The sequence below is a fragment of the Sporobacter termitidis DSM 10068 genome (assembly GCF_900130065.1).
Taxonomy (GTDB): domain Bacteria; phylum Bacillota; class Clostridia; order Oscillospirales; family Oscillospiraceae; genus Sporobacter; species Sporobacter termitidis.
The window spans coordinates 195,415-217,927 of the sequence record NZ_FQXV01000002.1; the positions used below are offsets into that span (position 1 = coordinate 195,415).

Sequence of the window (22,513 nt, forward strand, 5' to 3'; positions counted from 1 at the left end):
AATACGGTCAAACCATGACAGCCCAGGATGTAACATTAGGTCGGGAAATACTTGGAAATGCCGGATTCATTATATCTCCCGCCGGCCCGGGAGCTGTCTGCGGCGTTTATTTTGTTTACATAACCCTGTGATGCGGAAGCTTCGGCAATGATATTTGCGGCCTCCGGCCGCAAGTGATATTACCGCTTTGCGGCAGTGATATCATATTCGCCCTGACTGCCCACAGGCAATATCACTCGGCGAAGCCGAATACCCCTGCCGAGCAATATATCTCGTCTAAGGCGAATATAGTTGAAAAAACCAAGCCGTCGGCTTGGTTTTTTCAAAGGCGGCACCCGGATTCGAACCGGGGGATGAGGGTTTTGCAGACCCGTGCCTTACCACTTGGCTATGCCGCCGCGAAACTATTATATGACGGCGCACCCAAAAAGATGAGCCGCCCTTTTGGGCGGCTCACCAGCTTATCAAAAAACCTGCAAACAGAGGACAAGGCCTCGCAGCGCTTGCCGCCGGAGCGGCAAATAAATTCATCATTTGTCACGCAGGAGGACATGCGCCTCCGGAGTGACTCTTCTCATGCAGCGCGCGGCTGAGCGCGCTGCATGCAGCCTCTTGTCGGATAAAATCCAAAAGGCTTTATCGACAGTCTGATTATATCATGAGAGAGCTCACGAGCTCGGCGAAATGGGCGGGGTCGTCCAGGGAGACGCCGGCGATGAGCTGGGCCTGGCCGTAGAGGAGCTCGGCGTATTTGGCGGCTTTTTCCTTATCCGTCGGGAAGGTGCTTTTCAGCGCCTGGAAGACGGGGTGGCCGGCGTTCAGCTCCAGGACGCGCTCGGCCTTCATGTGCTCGGCCATGTCCCCCTGCGTCGCGGCGAAATAGCGCTCCATCTCCAGGGAGATGCCGCCCTGGGCCGTGAGGCAGACGGGATGGCTCTTCAGCTTGTGGGAGAGCTTGGCCGCGGCGATTTTGCCGCCGAGGCTCTCCTTAATAAAGTCCAGAACGTCCTTGTTCTCCGTCTCGAGCTTCTCGGTCTCCTTCTTTTCTTCCTCGGTCTCCAGTCCCAGGTCGTCGTCGTTGACGGAGCGGAACTCCTTTTCTTCAAAGCGGATCAGGGTCTTGACGACGAATTCGTCCACGTCGTCGGTGAGATAAAGGATCTCGTAGCCCTTTTCCCGGACATTTTCCGCCTGGGGCAGCTTGTCGAGCTTTTGGACGCTCTCGCCGCAGGCGTAATAGATGTACTTCTGGTCCTCCGGCATATTTTTGACGTAGTCGGCCAGCGTGATGAGCTTTTCGGCCTTGGAGGAATAGAACATGATGAGGTCGGACAAAAGGTCCCTGTTGGCACCGTAGCCGTTGACGATACCGTATTTCAGCTGCAGGCCGAAGCTTTTATAGAAGGCCGCGTATTTGTCGTAGTCATTCTCCAAAAGCCGCTTCAGCTCGGCCTTGATCTTCTTTTCCAGGTTCGTTTCGATGACCTTCAGCTGGCGGTCGTGCTGGAGCATCTCGCGGGAGATGTTCAGCGACAGGTCCTGGGAGTCGACGATGCCGCGCACGAAGCGGAAATGCTCCGGCAGAAGGTCGGCGCACGTTTCCATGATCATGACGCCCGAGGTATACAGCTGCAGGCCGGACTTGTACTCGCGGGTGTAGTAGTCGTAGGGCGCCTTGGCGGGGATGAAGAGCATCGCCTTGTAGGTGACGGCGCCCTCGGCGCTGATGCGGATGACGGACACCGGGTCCTCCATGTCGAAGAACTTCTCTTTATAAAACTGCATGCACTCCTCGTCGCTGACCTCGCTCCGGGAGCGCTGCCAGATGGGGACGCGGCTGTTGACGACTTCCTTTTCGGTATAGTCTTCCCAGGTTTTCTTCTTGCTGCCGTCCTTGTCGGTTTCGTCTGTCTCCACCTGGCGGCTCTTGGTGACGTCCATGACGATCGGCCAGCGGATGTAGTCGGAATACTTCTTGATGATCCTGTGGAGCTCGTGCTCCTCCAGGAACTCGCCGTAGCTTTCGCCCTCCTCGTCCTCCTTCAGCGCGATGATGATTTCTGTGCCGGCGGAGTCCTTCTCGCAGGGCGTGATCGTATATCCGTCCGAGCCGGTGGAGACCCACATGTTGGCCTCCTCCTGGCCGTAGGCCCGGGTGACGACCGTGACCTTGGAGGCGACCATGAACGCCGAATAGAAGCCGACGCCGAACTGGCCGATGATGTCGACGTCCTCCTTCTTGTCCCCGATGTCCTTCTTGAACTGCAGGGAGCCGCTCTTGGCGATGACGCCGAGGTTCTGCTCCAGCTCCTCGGCCGTCATGCCGATGCCGTTGTCGCTGACGGTGATGGTGCGGTTTTCCTTATCTGCCGTGACCGTGATCTTAAAGTCGTCACGATTCAGGCCGACCTTGTCGTCGGTCAGGGAGATGTAGCAGAGCTTGTCGATGGCGTCGGACGCGTTGGAGATGATCTCACGCAGGAATATCTCCTTGTGCGTGTAGATCGAGTTGACCATCAGGTCGAGAAGCCTTTTCGATTCCGATTTGAATTGTTTTTTTGCCATATTTCTTTTGACCTCCTTAAGCTTAAGGTTTATATTCGACTCCCGCAGGGGAGCAAATTACCGCGTCAAAACGGGGCTGGCGCGCCAAAAGGGCGGGAACTTGTCCCGCCGCGGCTAATTTAATATTACAGCAGAAACCCGATTCTGGCAAGCATCAATTCAAGATTTCATCTGTTTCCTGCGGGCGAGGTTGATCGTGCCCTCGTGCATGTCGTTCACAAGCTCCAGGGATTTTCCGATGCCGTAGCCGACGCAGAGCTCCGCGTCGTCGGCGATGTGGGTGGGGATGTTGGTCCTGGTCTCGATGAGCTTGTCGAAGCCCCACAGAAGGCTGCCGCCCCCGGTGAGGACGATACCGTTCTGGGACACGTCGGCCACCAGCTCCGGCGGCGTGCTCTCAAGGACGCGGTGGATCGTTTCCAGGATGCGCTCGGTGACCTCCTCGAACGCCTCCAGAATCTCCGTTGTGCTGATGGGAACGATGCGGGGGAGGCCCGTCATGAGACAGCGGCCCTTGACGTCCACGGACGTGGACTCCGACCGCGGGAAAACGCAGCCGATGCTCTTTTTCAGCTCCTCCGCCGTGGAGTCTCCGATGAGCACGTTGTGCTTGCGCCGGATGTACTTGATGATCGCGTCGTCAAAGGCCTCGCCGCCGGCTTTGATGGATTCCGATTCCACCACGCCCGAGAGTGACAGGACGGCCGCGTCCGTCGTCCCGCCGCCGATATCGACGACCATATGTCCGTCCGGCTTGGCAATGTCGATCCCGGCGCCGACAGCGGCTGCCAGCGGCGCCTCCATGAGGTAAACCTTGCGGGCGCCGGCCTCGATGCCCGCGTCGATGACGGCGCGCTCCTCGACCTCGGTGATGCCCGAGGAGACGGAGATGATGATGCGCGGCTTGAAGAGGCCGAAATTGATAGCTTTGCGCACAAGCTCCTTGAGCATGCGCTCGGTCATGTCGTAATCGGAAATGGCGCCGTCCCGCAGGGGGCGGATGGCCACGATATTGCCGGGCGTCCGGCCCAGCATGCGCTGCGCCGCCATGCCGACGTTTAAAAGGCGGCCTGTATTTTTATCCATGGCGACGACGGACGGCTCGCGCAGAATGACGCCCTTGCCGCGCGTCGAGACGAGCACGGATGTCGTACCAAGGTCGATGCCGATATCTCTACCAAAAAGCATTTGATACCCCCAAAATAAGAAGAAAGTATACCGCAGCGGGCGCTGCGGCGATCAGTCGGGCGGTCGTTCAGCCCGCCGCGCGTCGAATAACCGGCGGATGGCGCACTATGACGCCCTTGGAAAATTTATCCTAGTATTTTAGTATAGACGTAAATGGCCGGGCCAAAACATTATTTTGCGGGCAAAAGCGTCATGCCCGCGCCAGCGTGGCGCAGACGACGGATTCCGCGCCGCCCATAAGGAGCGTGCGCGCGCATTCGGAGAGCGTTGACCCTGTGGTGACAATATCGTCGATGAGGAGGATGTGCTTGCCGGCGATAAGCTCCCTGTCCTTCAGCTCGTAAACGCCGCTGACGTTGGCGCGCCGCAGGTCCTTGCCGGTGATCGACGACTGCGCCTGGACATGGGTGCTTTTGACGAGTGTTTCAACAGCCACGTCGTCCAGCGTCAGGGCCGCCGCCAGCGCCAGGAGCATCGCCTGGTCGTAACCGCGATCCTTGGCCCTTTTGACGCTCAGGGGGACCCACGTGATCAGGTTGAATTTCCCGGCGAGGTTTTCTTTGATGCAGTCCCCAAGCAGCCGGCCGTAGCAGTCGGCGTAAGCCACCGCGCCCTTGAATTTGAAGCGGAGGATCGATTTCCTCACGTCGCCTTCGTAGAGGAGCGGCGAGACGCACACGTCGTAAAACTCGCCCTTCTGGCTGACATTCGCGCCCTTTGTGAACGGCAGCGTTTCGCTGCAGGCCGGGCAGAGGCAATCCGAGCCCTTTTTCAGAAATTTACCGCAGAAAATACATTTTGGGGGAAATAAAAGGTCGAGAATGCTGACGAATATACTCATTTGAACCCCTCCCTGAACGCCGCGGGATAAAATCGTCCTGCCTTTTTTATCAGAGCCGCTCGGCCAGCCTCGCGCGGAGGCCGGAATATCTCCTCTGCCGCTTGTCGTTATGCACCATCGTCGCCAGTACGCCCTGGTCACCGACGATGATCAGAAGCTCACGCGCCCGCGTGATGGCGGTATATAAAACGCTGCGCACCAAAAGCTGCGGCGCGCCCTGGGACGCCGCCAGTATGACGGCGCGGTACTCGCTGCCCTGCGATTTATGGACTGTGAGGGCCCAGGCCGGCTCCAGCTCGGCCAGCTGCTCGAAGAGATAGGTGACCAGCTTGTCCTCATAATCGACCGTGACGGTCTCGTGGACAAGGTCGATTTCCTTAATATAGCCGATATCGCCGTTAAAGACGCCGGCGCCGCTTTCAAGGCCGTCGGGGTTTCTCCATATTATATCATAATTATTCCTAATTTGCATTACTTTGTCGCCTTCGCGGAAAATATATTCCCCGAAGGTCTTTTCTTTTTTGCCGGCCGCCGGCGCGTTCAGCGCCGTCTGCAGGCGGGCGTTCAGATTCTCCGTCCCGGCCACGTTTTTCCGCGTCGGGGAGAGCACCTGGATCTGGGCGGGATCGATCCCCATGTTCTTCGGCAGGCGCTCCGTGCAGAGCTCGACGATCGTCTCCAGCGCCTTGTCTGGCGTTGCCCGGCGCAGGAAGAAAAAGTCGCTTGATTTCACGGACAGCTCGGGCAGGACGCCCTTATTGATAAGGTGCGCGTTTTTGACGATGCCGCTCTCGGTGGCCTGCCGGAAAATCTCCGTCAGCACCACCGCCGGGACCGCTCCGCTGCGGATGATATCGGCAAAGACGTTGCCCGGACCCACTGAGGGCAGCTGGTCGGCGTCTCCCACGAGGACGAGACGGGCGCCCGGCCGCATTGCCGCCAAAAGCGAGCGCATCAGCAAAAGGTCCGCCATGGACGTCTCGTCCATGATGACGGCGTCGGCGTTCAGGGGATTGGTCTCGTCGCGCTCGAAAACGAGGGTGTCCCCCTCGCCGATCGCGGCGCCCAAAAGGCGGTGGATCGTGGCCGATTCGCGGCCGGTGAGCTCGCTCATGCGCTTGGCGGCGCGCCCGGTGGGCGCGCAGAGGGCGGTTTTCAGCCCCAGCTTGTCAAACAGCGCGATGATGCCGCGCACGCACGTGGTTTTCCCGGTGCCCGGCCCCCCGGTGAGGACCATGACGCGGCTTTCCGCCGCCAGCTCCACCGCTTTGAACTGGCTTTCGGCGTAAGTGATGCCGTACTCCCGCTCGATGGAGGACACAAGCTTTTTAACGTCGGCCTCGCCCCGGGCGGGGTCGGCGGCCATGTCCATAAGGCGGCCTGCCACAAACTGCTCCGCCTCACGGAAAAGCGCCAGATAGCAGGCGTCCTGCCCGGCCACCGTCTCGCGGACCACAAAGCCGCTTTCGCACAGCGCCTCCAGCGCGTCGGCCACCGTCTGATAGCCCACGTCGATGAGTTGGTTCGTCGCCGCCACGAGCTTGTCGTACGGCAGAAACGTGTGCCCGTTATCGAGGTTGTGGCCGAGCTCAAAGAGGACCGCGGACTCGACCCGCTCGGCGCAGTCGCTTTCAAAGCCGAGGGCGAGCGCCATGGCGTCGGCCTCGAAAAAGTCGGCGCCGATCTCGTCCACGGTCATGAGGTAAGGGTTGTCCTTCACGGCGGGCAGCGCCTCGTCGCCGTACAGCTTAAAAAGCTTCATGGCCACCAGCGGCTTGAGGCCGTACTGGGCCAGAAATTCCATCAGCCGCCGCAGTCCCACCTGCCGGCGGAACGCGACGCCCACCTCGCGGGCGCGCTTTTCCGTGATCCCGCGCACCTGAGCGAGCTTTTCCGGTTCGTTTTCTATGATCTCCAACGCCTTATCCCCAAACTTGTCCACAATGTCCCGGGCCTTGGCCGGCCCGACGTTTTTGATGGCGCCCGATGCCAGATAGCTGTAGATGGCGTCCCGCCCCGTCGGCATCCGCCGCTCGGCGAATTCCGCCTTGAACTGCTCGCCGTAGCTGTGGTGCGTCGCCCAGGCGCCCGTCAGTATGAGCGCCTCCCCGGGGTTCAGACCCGGCATGCACCCCACGGCGGTGACGACGCCGTCCGGCGTATCCAGGCGCAGGACGGCATAGCCGTTTTCCGGATTCTGATAGATGAGGGAGACGACCGTACCCTCTATTTGTATGTACTGCCGCCCCTCGTCCATCGTATCCCTCCAACAGGTGTTGTATCATGTCTGCATAAACATATGTCTTTGTGCACGGGCCCTTGTTCTGCCGCATCCATGCCTCCCTCGGACGAGGGAGGTGGCATTTGCGCAGCAAATGACGGAAGGCGTGCGCTTCGTTCGCGCCGCTGCGGGTCAGATTCTGCCGCGCGAGACGCGGGGGGCCTCCTTCAGTCGCCTGCGGGCGACAGCTCCCTCGGCTGAGGGAGCCAAAGTAGGGCAAGCTGCCAATCCGGACACTGTATTATGCCCAATCCTACTCTACCGGCAGCCCTGTCAGATGCCGCCGGATCATGTCCAGCGCGTGGCTGGAGGCCGCCGTCCTGACGCGGGCGCGGTCGAAGGGGAGCGCCAGGCTCCGGCACCAAAGGCCGTCGGGGGTCGCAAGGGCCACGAAGACCGTCCCCGGCGCGAGGCCCGAATCGTCGGAGTCCGGCCCGGCGATGCCGGTGATGCCGACGCCCAGGTCGGACCCGAATTTCTCCCGGACCTGGAGGGCCATCTGCTCCGCCACCTCCCGGCTGGCGACGCCTTTCTCGCGGATCAGGCCGGCGTCAACGCCCAGGATGGCAGTTTTCGTCTCGGTGGCGTACGTGGTGATGCTGCCGGGGAAGACGCGGGAGGCGCCGGGTATATCGGTGAGGCGCTTGGCCAGGAGCCCGCCGGTGCACGATTCGGCGCAGGAAAGCGTCTTGTTTTTCTCTTTCAAAAGCCCGACGGCGGTATTCTCCAATGTCTCCGTGTCGATCCCGTAGATGATGTCGCCCAGGACGGCGCGGACCTTTTCGAGGACCGGGGCCATCATCGACTCCGCTTCCTCTTTTGAACGGGCCCTGGCCGTCACGCGCAGGAGTACCTCGCTGTCCTTGGCGTAGGGGGCCAGCGTGGGGTTTTCCAGCGCGAGCATCATGTCCCGGAGCCGCGCCTCGACGGCGCTTTCACCCAGGCCGAAGATGTGGATGTTATGGGAGTGTATCTCGGCGTCGGAGAGCTTTTTCAAATACGGCAGGGCGCAGGACTCCAGCATGGCCCGGCACTCTCTGGGCGGGCCGGGCAGCATAAGCACATGGGTGCCTCCGGACTCGAAGGCGCAGCCGGGCGCCGTGCCGCAGCCGTTGTGGAAAATGGTGCAGTCCTCGGGCAGGTACGCCTGCTGGTAGTTGTTCTCCGTCAGCTCCATATTGTGGAGGCGGGTTTTAAAGAACGCGCGGATCTGTTCCGCCTCGTCCTCATTGAAAATCAGCTTTTTCCCGAACGCCTCGGCCAGCGTCTGCTTGGTGAGATCGTCGCAGGTGGGCCCCAGGCCGCCGGTGGTGATGATGATATCGGCGCGGGCGCGGGCGATGGCCACCGCCTGCTTGAGCCGCTCGGGATTGTCTCCCACCACCGTATGGAAGTACACGTTGACGCCGATCTCGGACAGCGCCCTTGAAACGTCCTGCGCGTCCGTATTGGCGATATTCCCCAAAAGCAGCTCTGTGCCGACGCCGATAATCTCCGCCGTATAAGCCATGCTCCAAGCCTCCTTACGGTCAAATTGGCCGATATAATTCTATTATTTTAGTCGGATATCCGGGCGCCGTCAATGCGTGCGGATAACAGTTTACATTTCAATATCGATCCTGTCGATGTTCTCAAAAGCCTCATTTACCAGCGCGTCCACGTCCAGGGCCGATTCCGCCGCCACAACGTCGTCAAGCCGCGGCTTCGTCCTGGGGTGGCGGGGGGTGAAAACGGTGCAGCAGTCCTCGTACGGCAGGATGGACGTGTCGAACGTGCCGATCTTCACCGCCGTCTCCACGATCTCCCGCTTGTCGAGGCCGATGACGGGGCGCAGGACAGGCAGCCCGGCGCACGCCTCGGTAACGGCCATGGCCTCCAGCGTCTGGCTGGCCACCTGGCCGAGGTTTTCCCCGGTGACGATCGCCTTACAGCCGTTATATTCCGCCACCTTGGCCGATATGCGCATCATGAACCGCCGCATGATGACCGTAAAGAGCTCCTCCGGGCACTTTTCCCGGATCTCCTCCTGGATGTGTGTAAACGGCACCACCTTCAGCCGGAGCCGCCCGCAGTATTTCGTCAGGAGGCGGGAAAGCGTCACGACCTTTTCCTTGGCAAGCTCGGAGGTGTACGGGAAGGAAAAGAAATGCACCGGGATGACCGACACGCCGCGCCGGGCGATCATGTAGGTGGACACGGGGCTGTCGATGCCGCCGGATAAAAGCGATACCACACGGCCGTTTGTCCCCACCGGCAAGCCGCCCGCCCCCTGCTCGCTGGGGCCGTGGACGTACGCCGCGTAATCCCGGACCTCCAGATGGACGGTGAAATCCGGGTTGTGCACGTCGACCCTGACATGGGGATACGCGTCGGCCAGCAGCCCGCCCACGTACTGGGATAGCTGAATGGACGTCATCGGAAAGCTCTTGTCCGCCCGCTTCGTCTCCACCTTAAAGGACCCGGCCCGGCTCAGCGCGTCGCCCAGATAGCGCTTCGCCGTTTCCAGAAGCGCGTCCTTGTCCTTCTCGCAGGCCGCCGCGCGGGATATGGCCACGATGCCGAAAATGGTCTTGACGGCCTCATACGCGCCGTCCATGTCGCAGTCGTCGCTCTGCGGCTCAACGTAAATCGCCGACTGCACGCTGTAGACCCTGAATTTTCCGAACGGCTTCAGCCGCCGGTTTATGTTGGAGACAAGCTTCATCTCAAAGCTTTTCCTGTTGAGCCCCTTGAGGACGATCTCGCCCTGCTTGAGTAAAATAATATCTTCCATGTATTTGTCCTGTTCTGCTTCGTTATAAAAACTCCCGTGGGAATCTTCATTGTTTTAAGTATTTAAATTCGGTTTGAGCACTATCCGCCTTCTCTGAAATCGTACGTCCTGTATTGTATAGCCTCTGCCAGGTGCTGGCGTTCTATGCTCTCGCTTGAGGCCAGGTCCGCGATGGTGCGGGCCACGCGCAGGATGCGGTCGTAGGAGCGGGCGGTGAGGCCCAGACGGTCGTAGGCGTCCTTCATGAGCTTTTCGCAGGTGCTGTCCAGGGCGCAGTATGTGTCTAAAAGCTTTGAACCTATGTAGGCGTTGCACTCGGCGCCTGTCCCGGCATAGCGGGTCTGCTGCAGCGCCCGGGCCGCGTTGACGCGCTCGCGGATGGCGGCGGACGACTCGGCGTTCGGCTTGTCGCGCAGCTCCTCGAATTCCAGCGCCGGCACCTCAATGACCATGTCGATGCGGTCCAGAAGCGGGCCGGACAGGCGCTCGTGATATCTTTGGACGGCGTTTTCCGAGCAGGTGCAGCGGTGGGAGGGGTGACCGTACCAGCCGCAGCGGCAGGGGTTCATGGCGCACACCAGCATGAACCGGCAGGGGTACGTCATGGACGCGCTGGCGCGGGAAATGGTGACCTGTCCGTCCTCCAGGGGCTGGCGCAGGGATTCCAGCACGTCGGAGGTGAATTCCGGCAGCTCGTCCAGAAAGAGGACGCCGTTGTGGGCCAGGGAAATCTCACCGGGCCTGGGGTTGGAGGTGCCGCCCGCCATGGCGGTGGCGGAGATGGTGTGGTGGGGCGAGCGGAAGGGCCGCGTCGTCACGATGGGATTGTCCCGGTCCGTGAGGCCCATGACGGAGTGAATCTCCGTACATTCCAGCATTTCAACCCGGCTCATGTCCGGCAGGATCGTCGGCAGCCGCTTGGCCAGCATGCTTTTTCCGGCCCCGGGCGGGCCCACCAGCAGGATGTTATGCCCGCCGGCCGCCGCCACCTCCAGGGCGCGCTTGACGTTGTCCTGCCCCTTGACCTCGGAGAAGTCCAGCGTCTGCGGATAGACGGGCGCGGGCTCCTTCGGCTCCACGGGCGCGATGGGCTCCGTGCCGTCGAGATGATTCAAAAGCTGGCTGACGTTTGCAATGGGATAAACCGTGACGCCGGAGGCATACGACGCTTCGGCGGCGTTGTCCGCCGGGACGAAGAGCTTTGCTATCCCGGCCCGCTCGGCCGCCAACGCCATCGGCAAGGCGCCCGTCACCGGCCGGAGCTCGCCCGACAGCGACAGCTCTCCGAAAAAGGCGCCGTCCTCCGGCAGCGGGCCGATGTAGTCCGCGGCGGCGAGGATGCCCAGCATAACCGGCAGGTCGTAGACCGTGCCGGCTTTTTTCGTATTGGCGGGAGCCAGGTTCACCGTAATGCGGCTGACCGGGAATTTGATCCCGCAGTTTTTAATCGCCGCCCGGACGCGCTCCCGCGCCTCCTTGACGGCAATGTCGGCCAGCCCGACAATATCAAAGCTGGGCAGGCCCCCCGACAGATAGCACTCGACGGAAACCTCATAGCCGGAAATACCGCCGAGGCCGAGGGAACGGATTTTGGAGACCATGCGATGGCTCCTTTCGTTGGCGTTATTTTTCGAAATCCTTGTACATCAGGCTCGGCTGGATTCCGGTATTGTTCTGGTATTTGCCGCTGTTATACAAGTCGTATTCGCCGCTGATGTCATGATAATATATCTGGCAGACCTCGACGTTGGGATATATTTTCACGGGCTGGACGCAGAATATCTCCAGGGTCCAGTACCCGGCGAAGCCGACGTCGCCAAAGCCGGCGGAGACATGGACGAACAGTCCGAGCCTGCCGGTGGAGGAGCGGCCCTCAAGCATCGGCACGTATTTATCGGTCTTTGTGAATTCGTTCGTCCTGCCCAGATACAATCTGCGGGGCTCCAGCATCAGCCCGCTTTCAGGTATCTCAATCTTCTTTGCCGGATTCGGCTTTTTCATATCGAGGACGTCATTTTCATAAACCAGCAGCTCGTTGGCCAGTGACAGATTGTAGCTGTTGGGATTTATCCGGCTTTCATCAAACGGCTCAATAATGATTTCTTTTCCGATATGGCGCAATATCTCTTTGCCCGACAGAATCATATAATAACAATCTCGCTTTCAAAAATAACGCTGCAGTCAGCAGTGCTTTTCATTTTTCATTCTCTTTTCAGCCGCATTTCATAGTAACACAGGTAATCGCCGTTCGCCGGGAGCTTGTGATAGGCGCGCTCCTCATAGCCGCGCTTTATGTACATGGACTGCGCGGGCAGCGAGGCGTCGAGGCGAATCTCGCCGTAGACGGCGAAGAGCATTTTCTCCATAAAATCGAGGAATTCCCGGCCGAAGCCTCGCCCCTGGAAGGCCGGCAGGACAAACAGGCGGTAGATCTCGTTTTCCTTGACAGAGCCGGTGCCGATCACGGCGCCGCCGGCGCTGAAAACGTAGACGCGGCCCCGCTCAATGTCCTCCAGAATACCGGCGTCGTGGTGGTGCGCCAGAAAAAAGTCCACCGCCCCCTTGGGGTAATAACGGGGATAGACCGCCGTGATCGTCTCCCGGACGATCGCCCTGACCGTATTGAAATGTTCTCCGGACGCTTTTTCTATCCGCATGCCGTAAACCCCGCAAATTCGCCGCCTTGCTCTTTTCTTTTCATGTGGAGGGCAAAATATGTCAGTTAAGTATATCATCAATCATGTTATTATTGCAACGGCTGACATTCGATCCCCGGGGTAATTCATGGAAAAATACAATTTACACCGTCTTTGGGGAATGATATAATAGTCTGACTATACGTTAAAGCGATAAACAGCGGATAAATGATGAAAGATGGAACAAAGATAAAATCAAAACCAGGAAAGGATGAACACTTATGGCTCGTAAGCTCAAGACCATGGACGGCAACAACGCAGCCGCTCACGTTGCGTACGCCTTTACCGACGTCGCCGCAATCTATCCGATCACCCCGTCCTCGACGATGGCGGAATACGTCGACAAATGGTCGGCGAACGGACAAAAGAATATCTTCGGCCAGCCCGTCAAGGTGCTTGAAATGCAGTCGGAAGCAGGCGCGGCAGGCGCTGTTCACGGCTCGATCATGTCGGGTGCGCTGACCAGCACGTTCACAGCATCCCAGGGGCTTCTCCTCATGATCCCCAACATGTACAAGTGGGCGGGCGAACAGATGCCCGCTGTCATCCACGTCTCCGCCCGGACGGTCGCCACCCACGCCCTCTCCATTTTCGGCGATCAGGGCGATGTTATGGCCTGCCGGCAAACGGGCTTTGCCATGCTGGCCTCCAGCAGCCCGCAGGAGGCAATGGACCTGGGCGCCGTGGCGCATTTGTCGGCCATCCGCGGCAGCATGCCGTTTATGCACTTCTTCGACGGGTTCCGGACCTCTCACGAAATGCAGAAAATCGAGGTGTGGGACTATAACGATCTGGCCGAGATGCTCGATTACGACGCGCTGAACACCTTCCGCCGCCGGGCGAACAACCCCAATCATCCGGTCCTCCGCGGCTCGGCGCAGAACGGGGACATCTTCTTCCAGGCCAGGGAGGCCATCAACGGCAAATATGCGGCGCTCCCCGACGTGGTGGAGGGCTACATGAACACGATCAACAAAAAGCTCGGCACGGACTACAAGCTCTTCAATTACTACGGCGCGCCCGACGCCAAGCACGTCATCGTCGCCATGGGCTCCGTCTGCGAGACGGCGGAGGAGGTCGTGGATTATCTGAACGCCTCCGGCCAGAAGACCGGCCTTGTCAAGGTCCGCCTGTACCGCCCCTTCAGCGTGCAGCACTTCCTGAACACTCTGCCGCCCACCGTGGAGACTATCGGGATTCTGGACCGCACGAAGGAACCCGGTTCCGTCGGCGAGCCGCTGTATCTGGACGTTTACTCGGCGCTCTGCGGAAAGGGCATCACCGTCGTCGGCGGCCGTTACGGCCTGGCCAGCAAGGACACGACGCCCGGCGCCGTCATCGCCGCGTTCCGGAATATCCAGGGCAAAAATCCGAAAACGAACTTTACCATCGGCATCGAGGACGACGTGACGCGCCTGTCCCTGCCCATCACGGAGGAGCCGGACACCACGCCGAAGGACATCATCTCCTGCAAGTTCTGGGGCCTCGGGTCCGACGGCACCGTCGGCGCCAACAAGAACTCCATCAAGATCATCGGCGACCACACCGACCTGAAGGCGCAGGCGTACTTCCAGTACGACTCCCGGAAATCCGGCGGCGTGACGATCAGCCATCTCCGCTTCGGCAAGAGCCCTATCAAATCCACATACTACGTGTCCAAGGCGAACTTTGTGGCCTGCCATAACCCGTCGTATCTCGAAATCTTCGACATGGTGCAGGACGTCAAGCCCGGCGGCGTCTTCCTGGCAAACTGTGCCTGGGACGTTGAAGAGCTTGGCAAGCGGCTCCCCGCCGGCGCGAAGAAATATCTTGCCGACAACAACATCCGCTTCTACACCTGCGACGCGGAAAAGATCGCCCGGGAGCTGGGCCTTGGCAACAAGACCAACGCCATACTGCAGGCGGCCTTCTTCAAGCTGTCCGATATCCTGCCCCTTGACGACGCCGTCAAATATATGAAGGACGCCGTCAGGACGACCTACGGCCGCAAGGGCGAGGACATCGTCAACATGAACGTCAAGGCCATTGACGCGGGCCTTGAAAGCCTCGTAAAAATCGACATTCCGGCCTCCTGGAAGACCCCGGCCGCCGACAAACCGGCCCCGGCAATCGAAACCGACAGGCCGGACGTGGCGAAATACGTCTGCGGCGTCATGGAGACCATGAACAGCATGCGCGGCGACAAGCTGCCTGTTTCCGCGTTTCTGGACACGGAGAGCGGCTCCTTTGTCCCGGCCGGCACGGCGGCCTTTGAAAAGCGCAAGATCGCCATCGACGTGCCGACATGGATTCCCGAAAACTGCATCCAGTGCAACCAGTGCTCCTACGTCTGCCCCCACTCCGTCATCCGCGCGTTCGCCCTCGACCCCGAGGAAGCAGCAAACGCGCCCGAGGGCATGAAAATGGTCCCGATGACCGGCAAGGGCAACGAGCAGCGCAAGTTCGCCATCACCCCCTCCGTCTTCGACTGCACGGGCTGCGGCTCCTGCGCCAACGTCTGCCCCGCCAAGAACAAAGCCCTCGTCATGAAGCCTCTGGATGAGCAGGCCGACCAGCAGAAATATTTCGATTACGCCGACAAGCACGTCTCCCGCAATAAGGACACCGGCTTCGCGCCCGCCTCTCTGAAGGGCTCCCAGTTCAAAAAGCCGCTCCTGGAGTACCCCGGCGCCTGCGCCGGCTGTGGCGAGACGCCGTACGCCCGGCTCGTCACCCAGCTCTTCGGCGACAGGATGTTCATCGCCAACGCCACGGGCTGCTCCTCCATCTGGGCCGGCAGCGCGCCCACGACGCCCTACACCGTCGGCCCCGACGGGAAGGGGCCGGCCTGGTCCAACTCCCTGTTTGAGGACAACGCCGAGTTCGGGCTCGGCATGGCGACGGCCTCCGTCCAGCGCCGGGAGGGCGTCCGCCTGGCGGCCCGTGAGCTCACGGACAAGGTGGGCGACGCCGCCGTCAAAACGGCCATCGAGAACTGGCTCGCCGCCTTCAACGACGGCGACGCTTCCAAGGCGGCCGGCAAGGCGCTGGAGGACGCGCTGGAAAGCGCCCTGAAAAAGCCCGGGGATTTCCCCTTCAAAACGCAGCTGCAGGCGCTTTATGACCTGCGCGACCAGTTCGTCAAGCCCTCCGTCTGGATCTTCGGCGGCGACGGCTGGGCCTACGACATCGGCTACGGCGGGCTCGACCACGTCATCGCCTCCGGCGAGAACGTCAACATCCTCGTCTTTGACACCGAGGTCTACTCCAACACCGGCGGCCAGGCCTCAAAATCCACGCCCACCGGCGCCGTTGCCCAGTTCGCCGCGGCGGGCAAATCCGTCAAGAAAAAAGACCTGGCGCAGATCGCCATGTCCTACGGCTACGTGTACGTGGCGCAGGTCTCCATGGGCGCCAGCCAGCAGCAGACGCTCAAGGCTATTCTCGAGGCGGAAAGCTACGACGGCCCGTCTCTTGTCATTGCCTACGCGCCCTGCATCAACCACGGCATCCGGGCCGGCATGGGCAAATCCCAGACCGAGATGAAAAAAGCGGTCGATTCCGGCTACTGGAACCTGCTGCGCTTTGACCCGAGGCTCGCCGCTGAGGGCAAAAATCCGCTCAGCATCGACAGCAAGGCGCCCACCGAGAGCTACAACGACTTTATCATGGGCGAGGTCCGCTACAGCTCGCTGAAGCTGGAATTCCCCGAGCGCGCCGAGGTGCTCTTCTCCACCGCCGAAAAAGAGGCGCAGGCGCGGTATAACAGCCTTGTGAAGCAGAAGGAAATGTATGACGCCAAATAGCGGCAATCTATAAAACCGAGCGAGACATTTTGCAGCATGTAAAATGTCTCGCTTTATTTTGACAGGATTTTCATATATACTGGGATCGTTTCAATCTCTTGCAGAAGAAGAGCTTAGCAAAGGAGCGCGATATATATGACCGTCAGCGCATGCCTGATCGTAAAAAACGAGGAGGCCGTCCTCGCCCGGGCCATCGACTGTTTTAAAGGGCTCGTCGATGAGATCGTCGTGGTCGACACCGGCTCGGCGGATAACACGAAAAACATCGCGCTCGGCTTTACCGACAAGGTTTTTGACTACGCCTGGCACGACGACTTTTCCGCCGCCAGGAATTTCGCGTTTTCAAAATGCACGATGGATTACATCTATTCCGCCGACGCGGACGAGGTGATCGACGACGAAAATCAGCGGAAGCTGAAGGCCCTGCTCGCCGCGCTCCCGGACGACGTGGATGTCGTCCAGATGCACTACACCAACCAGACCGATAACGGCTCCGTGTACAATTTCGATACGGAGTACCGCCCCAAGCTCTTCAGGCGCCTGCGCCCCTTTCGCTGGATCGACCCCGTCCACGAGACTGTCGACACCCAGGTCCGCGTCCTGAACAGCGATATCGCCATTATCCACCGGCCCGCGGCGCGGCATTCAAAAAGGGACTTTTCGATTTTCCGGCGCGTGGCACAGCCCGGCGCCGCCCTGTCACCCCGGCTCCACCGGCTCTACGCGCAGGAGCTCTTCCTGTCGGGCGACGAGGAGGACTTTCTCGGCGCGTATGATTACTTTGAGTGGACCCTGCACGAGGAGGGCTTCGGGGCGGACACCGTCAGGCAGTCCCAATGCGTTGCGGCGAAGTGCTGCTTTCTGAAAAAAGACGACGGCGGCCTGTTCAAGGCCGCGCTGAAAAACGTGGTCGGCAAGCCGAGCGCCGAGGTCTCCTGCGTCCTGGGCGATCACTATTTTGACCAAAACGATTACGAGGAAGCCGCCACCTGGTATTATACCGCGGCCTTCGGCGCCGAGTGCGAGCTGAGCGCCCGTGCCGGCGGCGCGGAGCCGCTGGCAAAGCTCTCGGAATGTTATCGCCTGATGGGCTTTCAGGAGGACGCCGAAAAATATAAAAAGCTGGCCGGCGACTGGTCACCGGGACAATAAAGGCCGGGAGGCAGGATGATTCCCGCCTCCCGGTATATCAGCAAATAAAGCCCTTTTGACTTTATCGCAGACTGAAATAAAGCGCACCGGGCTTTATCGACAGCCATTTTATTTGTTTGCCTTCGGGATTTTGATCGTCAGGATGATCTCCTCCTCCGTCTCGTCGCGGCCGTACCGGGCGGCGATGCCGGACTGCTGCATCATCGTCATGCCGCGCGCCACCGTGTTCATAAAAAGGCGCACGTCCTTCAGGACGTAGACGGGCTTTTTCGGCGGCGCCTTTTCTTTTTGCCCCTTTTTCTGCAGCAACTCCTCTATGTACTCCTCGGTGTTCGCCACGTTCAGGTTTTTCTTAACGATCTGCTCGAAGGTCTCCAGGCGGTCCTGCTCCTCCTCCAGCCTTAACAGCGCCCTGGCGTGGCGCTCCGTCAGGCCGGTGTCCCGGATCATAAAAAGGAGCTCCGGGGAGAGCTTCAAAATGCGCAGCTTATTGGATACCGCCGACTGGGACAAGCCCACCAGCCGCGCCACCTCTTCCTGCCTGTAGCCGTGGATATTCACAAGCCTGTACAGCCCTTCGGCCTCCTCGATAAAGTCCAGATCCTTCCTCTGGAGGTTTTCCACCAGCGCCAGGATGGACGACTCCTGCGAATCTACGTCCAGGATGATGCAAGGCACCTCCTTGAGTCCCACCAGCTTTGCCGCCCTGAGCCGCCGCTCGCCGGAGACGAGCTCGTATCCGCTGCCGCGCTTCCGCACCGACAGCGGCTGCAGGATGCCGTACCGCGAAATGCTGCCGGCCAGCTCCCGCATCGCGTTCGGCTCGAACGTTTTGCGGGGCTGCGCGGGGTTCGGCAGAATCTCACCCGCCGGAAGATAGACGATGCGGCTGGCTTCATAGAGCCCGCGCTTTTTCATGAGCTGCATACGACTGCGCTTCCCTTCGTATATATAGTGGTCATGCTTTGATGTTACACTATATATAGCAAGAAATAGGCAGAAAAAAGGCGGGAAATTTATTCCCGCCCGATTTTTTTATATTTTCGGCTTAAATTTTCAGTAAAATTTCTTTTTTCGGCTTCGGATTACGCCGCAGCCGGTACGATATGCCGGAAACCGACGAGGTCACCGGCATAAAAATTCAGCTGGCTTTTATCTCAAGCTGCTCTATACGCTTTTCCAGAGCTTCAATTTTGCGCTCAAGCTTGCGCTCAGTCTCGTACTGCTTTTCATGGGTCAAAATATATCCGTCTGTCAATGAATCAAGACGCTTTACGATATCGTTTTCTATCTTGAGATTTGTTTTAACGACCTCTTGCTCAATAGTGGTCAATCTTTCGCCCGTCTTGACGGCTTCCTGCTCAATACCGGTCAATCTTTCGCCCGTTTTAACGGCTTCCTGCTCAATACCGGTCAATCTTTCGCCCGTTTTAACGGCTTCCTGCTCAATATTGGCCAATCTTGCGTTCATATCTGACAGCATTTGCAGAATCTTCTCTTCGTTCGTCATAGAAGCACCCCTTGATGGAATTATATGTTTCCGGTATCAGGTTGTCAAGGTGTCGCGGGTCAGACCGATCTTCAGCTCGTCCAGCTGTTTTTTGTCGACCGCGTCGGGGCTGCTCGTCATGGGCTCGGAGGCGTTCTGCACCTTCGGGAAGGCGATGACGTCGCGGATGCTGTCGGCGCCCACCAGGAGCATGACAAGCCGGTCCAGGCCGTAAGCGAGGCCGCCGTGGGGCGGCGCGCCGTATTTGAAGGCGTTGATGAAATACCCGAACCGCTCCTGCGCCTCCTCACTGGTGAAGCCGAGGGCCCTGAACACCGTTTCCTGCATCTCGGGGGTGGAAATACGGATGGAGCCGCCGCCCAGCTCGATGCCGTTCAGAACAATGTCGTATGCCTTGGCGCGGCAGTTCTGCTTGTCCGTCTCCAGCTTGTCGATATCCTCGTCCATAGGCGCCGTAAAGGGATGGTGCACGGCCACATAGCGCCCCTCCTCCTCGGAGTACTCGAACATGGGAAATTCCGTGACCCACAGGAGCTTGTAATCGTCCTTCCGGATGAGGCCGAGCCGCCTGGCGCACTCGATGCGGAGCGCTCCCAGAGCGGTGAAAACGGTTTTATCCCTGCCGTCGGCGACGATGAGGATGAGGTCCCCCGTTTTCGCCCCGGCACGGGCGATGATCTTTTCGTTTTCCTCCTCCGTCATGAACTTGGCAAAGGAGGAGCTCACGCCGTCAGCGCCCAGGCGCATCCACGCCAGGCCCTTGGCGCCGTAAGTTTTGACAAACTCCACCAGAGCGTCGATCTGCTTTCTCGGAAAGGCCTCCGCCCCGCCGGGGACGCTAATAAGGCGCACGCTGCCGCCGGCGGCGACCGGGTCGGAAAATACCTTAAAGCCGCAGTTTTGAACGAGGTCGCTGACGTTTTTGAGCTCCAGGCCAAAGCGGAGGTCCGGCTTGTCCGAGCCGTAGCGCTCCATCGCCTCGGCGTAAGGCACGCGCAGAATCGGCGTATCGATGTCGATATTCAGCACATTTTTAAAGACTGTCTTTAAAAAGCCCTCGTTGACGGCGATCACATCGTCCGTCTCCACAAAGGACATTTCCAGGTCGATCTGGGTAAATTCCGGCTGGCGGTCGGCCCGGAGGTCCTCGTCCCGAAAGCAGCGGGCGATCTGAAAATACTTGTCGAAGCCGGCCAGCATCAGCATCTGCTTATACTGCTGGGGCGACTGGGGCAGCGCGTAAAATTTGCCCGGGTGGACCCGGCTGGGCACGAGATAGTCTCGCGCGCCCTCCGGGGTCGACTTTGTGAGCATCGGCGTCTCGATCTCATAAAAGCCGCTCTCGTCGAAATAGTCCCGGGCGGTTTTGACCACCTTGTGGCGGACGGCGATGGCCCGCTGCATCTCGGGGCGGCGCAGGTCCAGATAGCGGTACTTGAGGCGGAGCATGTCGTTGACATCGGAGTTGTCCACGATCTCAAACGGCGGCGTTTCGGACTCGGCCAGAACACGCAGCTCCGTCACCTCCAGCTCCACCTCTCCGGTGGGCAGGTCTTTATTCTTGGAGGACCGTTCGCGGAGCTTTCCGCGGGCGGCCAGTACAAATTCGCTCCGGACGGTAAACGCTTTTTTGAAAATCTCTCTGTCGGTACTGTCGTCAAACGCCAGCTGCAGGATGCCTGTGCGGTCCCGGAGGTCGATGAAGATGAGCTGCCCCAGGTCACGCCGGCGCTGCACCCACCCGCAGACGGCCACGTCCCTGCCGATATCGCCGGGCCGCGGCGTCCCGCAATACGTTGTGCGTTTGAAGCCTTTGAGAGATTCCATTTGATACACTCCTGATTCGTTATTTCTTTATTTCTGCGGTTCCTTCACCGGCGCGCCCTCGCGCAGGCCGGATATCTTTGCCTTGACGGCCGCCGTGACCATGGCGGCCGACGCCGTGGTCTGCGCGCCGGTGGCCATATCCTTGACGGTCACCAGGTCCTGTGAAATTTCGTCCTCGCCGAGAAACACTGCAAACGGGATCTTCAGCTTGTCGGCGTAGGAGACCTTGGCCTTGAACTTTTTGTTTTCGCTGTACACCTGCACGCGCAGCCCCTCTTGGCGCATCATCGTGGCCAGGGCGATGGCCGGGGCGCGGTCCTCCGTCATGGGGAGGATGAGCACGTCCGCCGGGGCGGTCAGCAGCGCGCCGTTTAAGTACCCCTGATCCTCCAGGACGAAAAACAGCCGCGTCAGGCCGATGGAGATGCCCACGCCGGGGAGCTTGCGGTCCGTATAATACCCGGCCAGGTTGTCGTAGCGCCCGCCGGAGCATATCGAACCGATCTCCGGGTGGTCGAGCATCGCCGTCTCGTAGACGGTGCCTGTGTAATAATCGAGCCCCCGGGCGATGGTCAGGTCGACTGTAAAATGCGTCTCCGGCACGCCGAAGGCCGACATGTATTTCGTAACCGTCGCCAGCTCCTCCAGCCCCAGGTCAAACGCCGCGTTCCGGCCCCGGTATTCGCCGAGCTTTTCAATCGGGTCGGCCCCGGTATCCTGGCAGGTGATGATATCGACGATCCGGCGGGCCACGTCCTCCGGCACGCCGACGTCATTTTCCAGAAGGCCGAGGACCTTCTCCCGCCCGAGCTTATCGAGCTTATCGATGGTGCGCATCACGTCGCCGGCCTTGCCGCCGACGCCCAAAAGCTCAAACAGCCCGTTTAAAACCTTGCGGTTATTGACGCGGATGACGAAGCGCTTCAGCCCCAGCGTGTCGAAGCAGCGGTAAATGATGCTGGGGATCTCCGCCTCGTTGATGATATCCAGTGTCCCGTCCCCGATGACATCGATATCCGCCTGGTAAAACTCCCGGAAGCGGCCGCGCTGGGCCCGCTCGCCGCGGTAGACCTTGCCGATCTGGTACCGCCGGAAGGGAAAGGTCAGGTCATTCCCGTGCAGCGCCACGTACTTGGCCAGCGGCACCGTCAGGTCAAAGCGGAGGGACAGGTCGCTGTCGCCCTTTGTAAAGCGGTAAATCTGCTTTTCCGTCTCGCCGCCGCCCTTGGCCAGCAGGACCTCGGAGGACTCGATGAGCGGCGTGTCCAGCGGCGTAAAGCCGTAAAGCGCGTAGGACGCGCGCAGCGCCTCGACCATTTTGTCGAACAGCACCTGGCGCTCCGGCAGAAGCTCCATAAAGCCCGACAATGTGCGGGGTGTGACTTTTTCCATGTTTTTCTCCTTGTTCAGCGGGAATAAACAAACATAGGCGGGGGCACGCCCCCGCCCAGCCAAATGTTGCCCTACCGCATTAGTGTTTTGGGTTGACGATGTCGCGCCAGTCGAGGTCGCCGCGCTTGAGGCCCTGTATGAGAACCTCGGCCGTCGCCACGTTGGACGCGAACGGCACATTGTACTGATCGCACAGCCGCGCGATGTCGTTGACGCTGTTGCCGGAATCCGTGATGGACGGGTCGCAGAAATACAGCACGAGGTCGAGCTCGTTATAGGCGATACGCGCGCCGATCTGCTGGTCGCCGCCCTGATTTCCGGACAGATATAGTGTAATCGGCAGCCCTGTCGCCTCGGAGACAAGACGGCCTGTCGTATTCGTTGCGCAGAGTGAATGTCCGGCCAGAATGCCGCAGTAGGCGATACAAAATTGCACCATCAGTTCTTTTTTCCGGTCGTGTGCCATAAGTGCTATGTTCAAAACAGCCGCCTTCTTTCTGAAT

16 protein-coding genes and 1 tRNA gene are annotated in these 22,513 nt (G+C 59.8%); 2 read left to right on the forward strand and 15 right to left on the reverse strand.

The window, feature by feature from the left end; all coding sequences use genetic code 11:
* Positions 1-326: 326 nt before the first annotated feature.
* The 10 genes from BUB60_RS04470 to BUB60_RS04515 all read right to left on the reverse strand — a co-directional run bounded on the left by BUB60_RS04470 (position 327) and on the right by BUB60_RS04515 (position 12,305).
* Positions 327-398 (reverse strand) — tRNA-Cys (locus BUB60_RS04470).
* A gap of 253 nt (positions 399-651) precedes the next feature.
* Positions 652-2,565: a molecular chaperone HtpG gene (gene htpG / locus BUB60_RS04475; protein ID WP_073076460.1), complete on the reverse strand. Its 1,914-nt coding sequence runs from the start codon at positions 2,563-2,565 to the stop codon at positions 652-654.
* 159 nt (positions 2,566-2,724) lie between these two features.
* A complete protein-coding gene (mreB, locus tag BUB60_RS04480) occupies positions 2,725-3,753 on the reverse strand; it encodes a rod shape-determining protein (protein WP_073076461.1) in 1,029 nt (342 codons plus the stop codon).
* Between the two features lie 190 nt (positions 3,754-3,943).
* Positions 3,944-4,594: a ComF family protein gene (locus BUB60_RS04485; protein WP_073076462.1), complete on the reverse strand. Its 651-nt coding sequence runs from the start codon at positions 4,592-4,594 to the stop codon at positions 3,944-3,946.
* Between the two features lie 49 nt (positions 4,595-4,643).
* A complete protein-coding gene (gene recD2 / locus BUB60_RS04490; protein ID WP_073076463.1) occupies positions 4,644-6,851 on the reverse strand; it encodes an SF1B family DNA helicase RecD2 in 2,208 nt (735 codons plus the stop codon).
* A gap of 277 nt (positions 6,852-7,128) precedes the next feature.
* Complete coding sequence (locus tag BUB60_RS04495; protein WP_073076464.1) at positions 7,129-8,385, reverse strand: competence/damage-inducible protein A; 1,257 nt, start codon at positions 8,383-8,385, stop codon at positions 7,129-7,131.
* Between the two features lie 90 nt (positions 8,386-8,475).
* A complete protein-coding gene (gene thiI / locus BUB60_RS04500) occupies positions 8,476-9,648 on the reverse strand; it encodes a tRNA uracil 4-sulfurtransferase ThiI (protein ID WP_073076465.1) in 1,173 nt (390 codons plus the stop codon).
* 80 nt (positions 9,649-9,728) lie between these two features.
* The gene (locus tag BUB60_RS04505; protein ID WP_073076466.1) at positions 9,729-11,249 is read right to left on the reverse strand and encodes a YifB family Mg chelatase-like AAA ATPase; all 1,521 of its coding nucleotides are present in this window, start codon (positions 11,247-11,249) and stop codon (positions 9,729-9,731) included.
* 22 nt (positions 11,250-11,271) lie between these two features.
* Entirely contained in the window at positions 11,272-11,793 is a 522-nt protein-coding gene (gene dcd, locus BUB60_RS04510) for a dCTP deaminase (RefSeq protein WP_073076467.1), read from the reverse strand.
* Positions 11,794-11,849: 56 nt separating this feature from the next.
* Positions 11,850-12,305, reverse strand: coding sequence for a GNAT family N-acetyltransferase (locus BUB60_RS04515; RefSeq protein WP_073076468.1), 456 nt, complete (start codon positions 12,303-12,305; stop codon positions 11,850-11,852).
* A gap of 260 nt (positions 12,306-12,565) precedes the next feature.
* On the opposite strand from BUB60_RS04515, the gene nifJ reads away from it, so the two are divergent.
* A complete protein-coding gene (gene nifJ / locus BUB60_RS04520; RefSeq protein WP_073076469.1) occupies positions 12,566-16,129 on the forward strand; it encodes a pyruvate:ferredoxin (flavodoxin) oxidoreductase in 3,564 nt (1,187 codons plus the stop codon).
* 135 nt (positions 16,130-16,264) lie between these two features.
* Positions 16,265-17,281, forward strand: coding sequence for a glycosyltransferase family 2 protein (locus tag BUB60_RS04525; RefSeq protein WP_073076470.1), 1,017 nt, complete (start codon positions 16,265-16,267; stop codon positions 17,279-17,281).
* Positions 17,282-17,389: 108 nt separating this feature from the next.
* Here BUB60_RS04525 and BUB60_RS04530 read toward each other — a convergent pair whose 3' ends face one another.
* From BUB60_RS04530 to BUB60_RS04550, 5 genes are all read right to left on the reverse strand, one after another.
* A complete protein-coding gene (locus BUB60_RS04530; RefSeq protein WP_073076471.1) occupies positions 17,390-18,208 on the reverse strand; it encodes a ParB/RepB/Spo0J family partition protein in 819 nt (272 codons plus the stop codon).
* A gap of 214 nt (positions 18,209-18,422) precedes the next feature.
* Positions 18,423-18,791 carry a hypothetical protein gene (locus BUB60_RS04535; RefSeq protein ID WP_073076472.1) on the reverse strand — a complete coding sequence of 123 codons (369 nt, stop codon included), beginning with the start codon at positions 18,789-18,791 and terminating at the stop codon, positions 18,423-18,425.
* A 36-nt stretch (positions 18,792-18,827) separates the two neighbouring features.
* Complete coding sequence (gene aspS / locus BUB60_RS04540; RefSeq protein WP_073076473.1) at positions 18,828-20,618, reverse strand: aspartate--tRNA ligase; 1,791 nt, start codon at positions 20,616-20,618, stop codon at positions 18,828-18,830.
* Between the two features lie 27 nt (positions 20,619-20,645).
* A complete protein-coding gene (gene hisS / locus BUB60_RS04545) occupies positions 20,646-22,010 on the reverse strand; it encodes a histidine--tRNA ligase (protein WP_073076474.1) in 1,365 nt (454 codons plus the stop codon).
* Positions 22,011-22,089: 79 nt separating this feature from the next.
* The gene (locus tag BUB60_RS04550; RefSeq protein WP_073076475.1) at positions 22,090-22,491 is read right to left on the reverse strand and encodes a methylglyoxal synthase; all 402 of its coding nucleotides are present in this window, start codon (positions 22,489-22,491) and stop codon (positions 22,090-22,092) included.
* Between the last annotated feature and the right edge of the window lie 22 nt (positions 22,492-22,513).

Bases quoted from the DNA above. Each gene is read 5' to 3' on its own strand.
- htpG (WP_073076460.1), bottom strand. From the start codon at position 2,565: ATGGCAAAAAAACAATTCAAATCGGAATCGAAAAGGCTTCTCGACCTG.
- BUB60_RS04535 (WP_073076472.1), bottom strand. From the start codon at position 18,791: ATGACGAACGAAGAGAAGATTCTGCAAATGCTGTCAGATATGAACGCA.
- BUB60_RS04530 (WP_073076471.1), bottom strand. From the start codon at position 18,208: ATGCAGCTCATGAAAAAGCGCGGGCTCTATGAAGCCAGCCGCATCGTC.
- dcd (WP_073076467.1), bottom strand. From the start codon at position 11,793: ATGATTCTGTCGGGCAAAGAGATATTGCGCCATATCGGAAAAGAAATC.
- BUB60_RS04505 (WP_073076466.1), bottom strand. From the start codon at position 11,249: ATGGTCTCCAAAATCCGTTCCCTCGGCCTCGGCGGTATTTCCGGCTAT.
- recD2 (WP_073076463.1), bottom strand. From the start codon at position 6,851: ATGGACGAGGGGCGGCAGTACATACAAATAGAGGGTACGGTCGTCTCC.
- BUB60_RS04495 (WP_073076464.1), bottom strand. From the start codon at position 8,385: ATGGCTTATACGGCGGAGATTATCGGCGTCGGCACAGAGCTGCTTTTG.
- BUB60_RS04515 (WP_073076468.1), bottom strand. From the start codon at position 12,305: ATGCGGATAGAAAAAGCGTCCGGAGAACATTTCAATACGGTCAGGGCG.
- BUB60_RS04525 (WP_073076470.1), top strand. From the start codon at position 16,265: ATGACCGTCAGCGCATGCCTGATCGTAAAAAACGAGGAGGCCGTCCTC.
- thiI (WP_073076465.1), bottom strand. From the start codon at position 9,648: ATGGAAGATATTATTTTACTCAAGCAGGGCGAGATCGTCCTCAAGGGG.
- aspS (WP_073076473.1), bottom strand. From the start codon at position 20,618: ATGGAATCTCTCAAAGGCTTCAAACGCACAACGTATTGCGGGACGCCG.
- mreB (WP_073076461.1), bottom strand. From the start codon at position 3,753: ATGCTTTTTGGTAGAGATATCGGCATCGACCTTGGTACGACATCCGTG.
- hisS (WP_073076474.1), bottom strand. From the start codon at position 22,010: ATGGAAAAAGTCACACCCCGCACATTGTCGGGCTTTATGGAGCTTCTG.
- nifJ (WP_073076469.1), top strand. From the start codon at position 12,566: ATGGCTCGTAAGCTCAAGACCATGGACGGCAACAACGCAGCCGCTCAC.
- BUB60_RS04485 (WP_073076462.1), bottom strand. From the start codon at position 4,594: ATGAGTATATTCGTCAGCATTCTCGACCTTTTATTTCCCCCAAAATGT.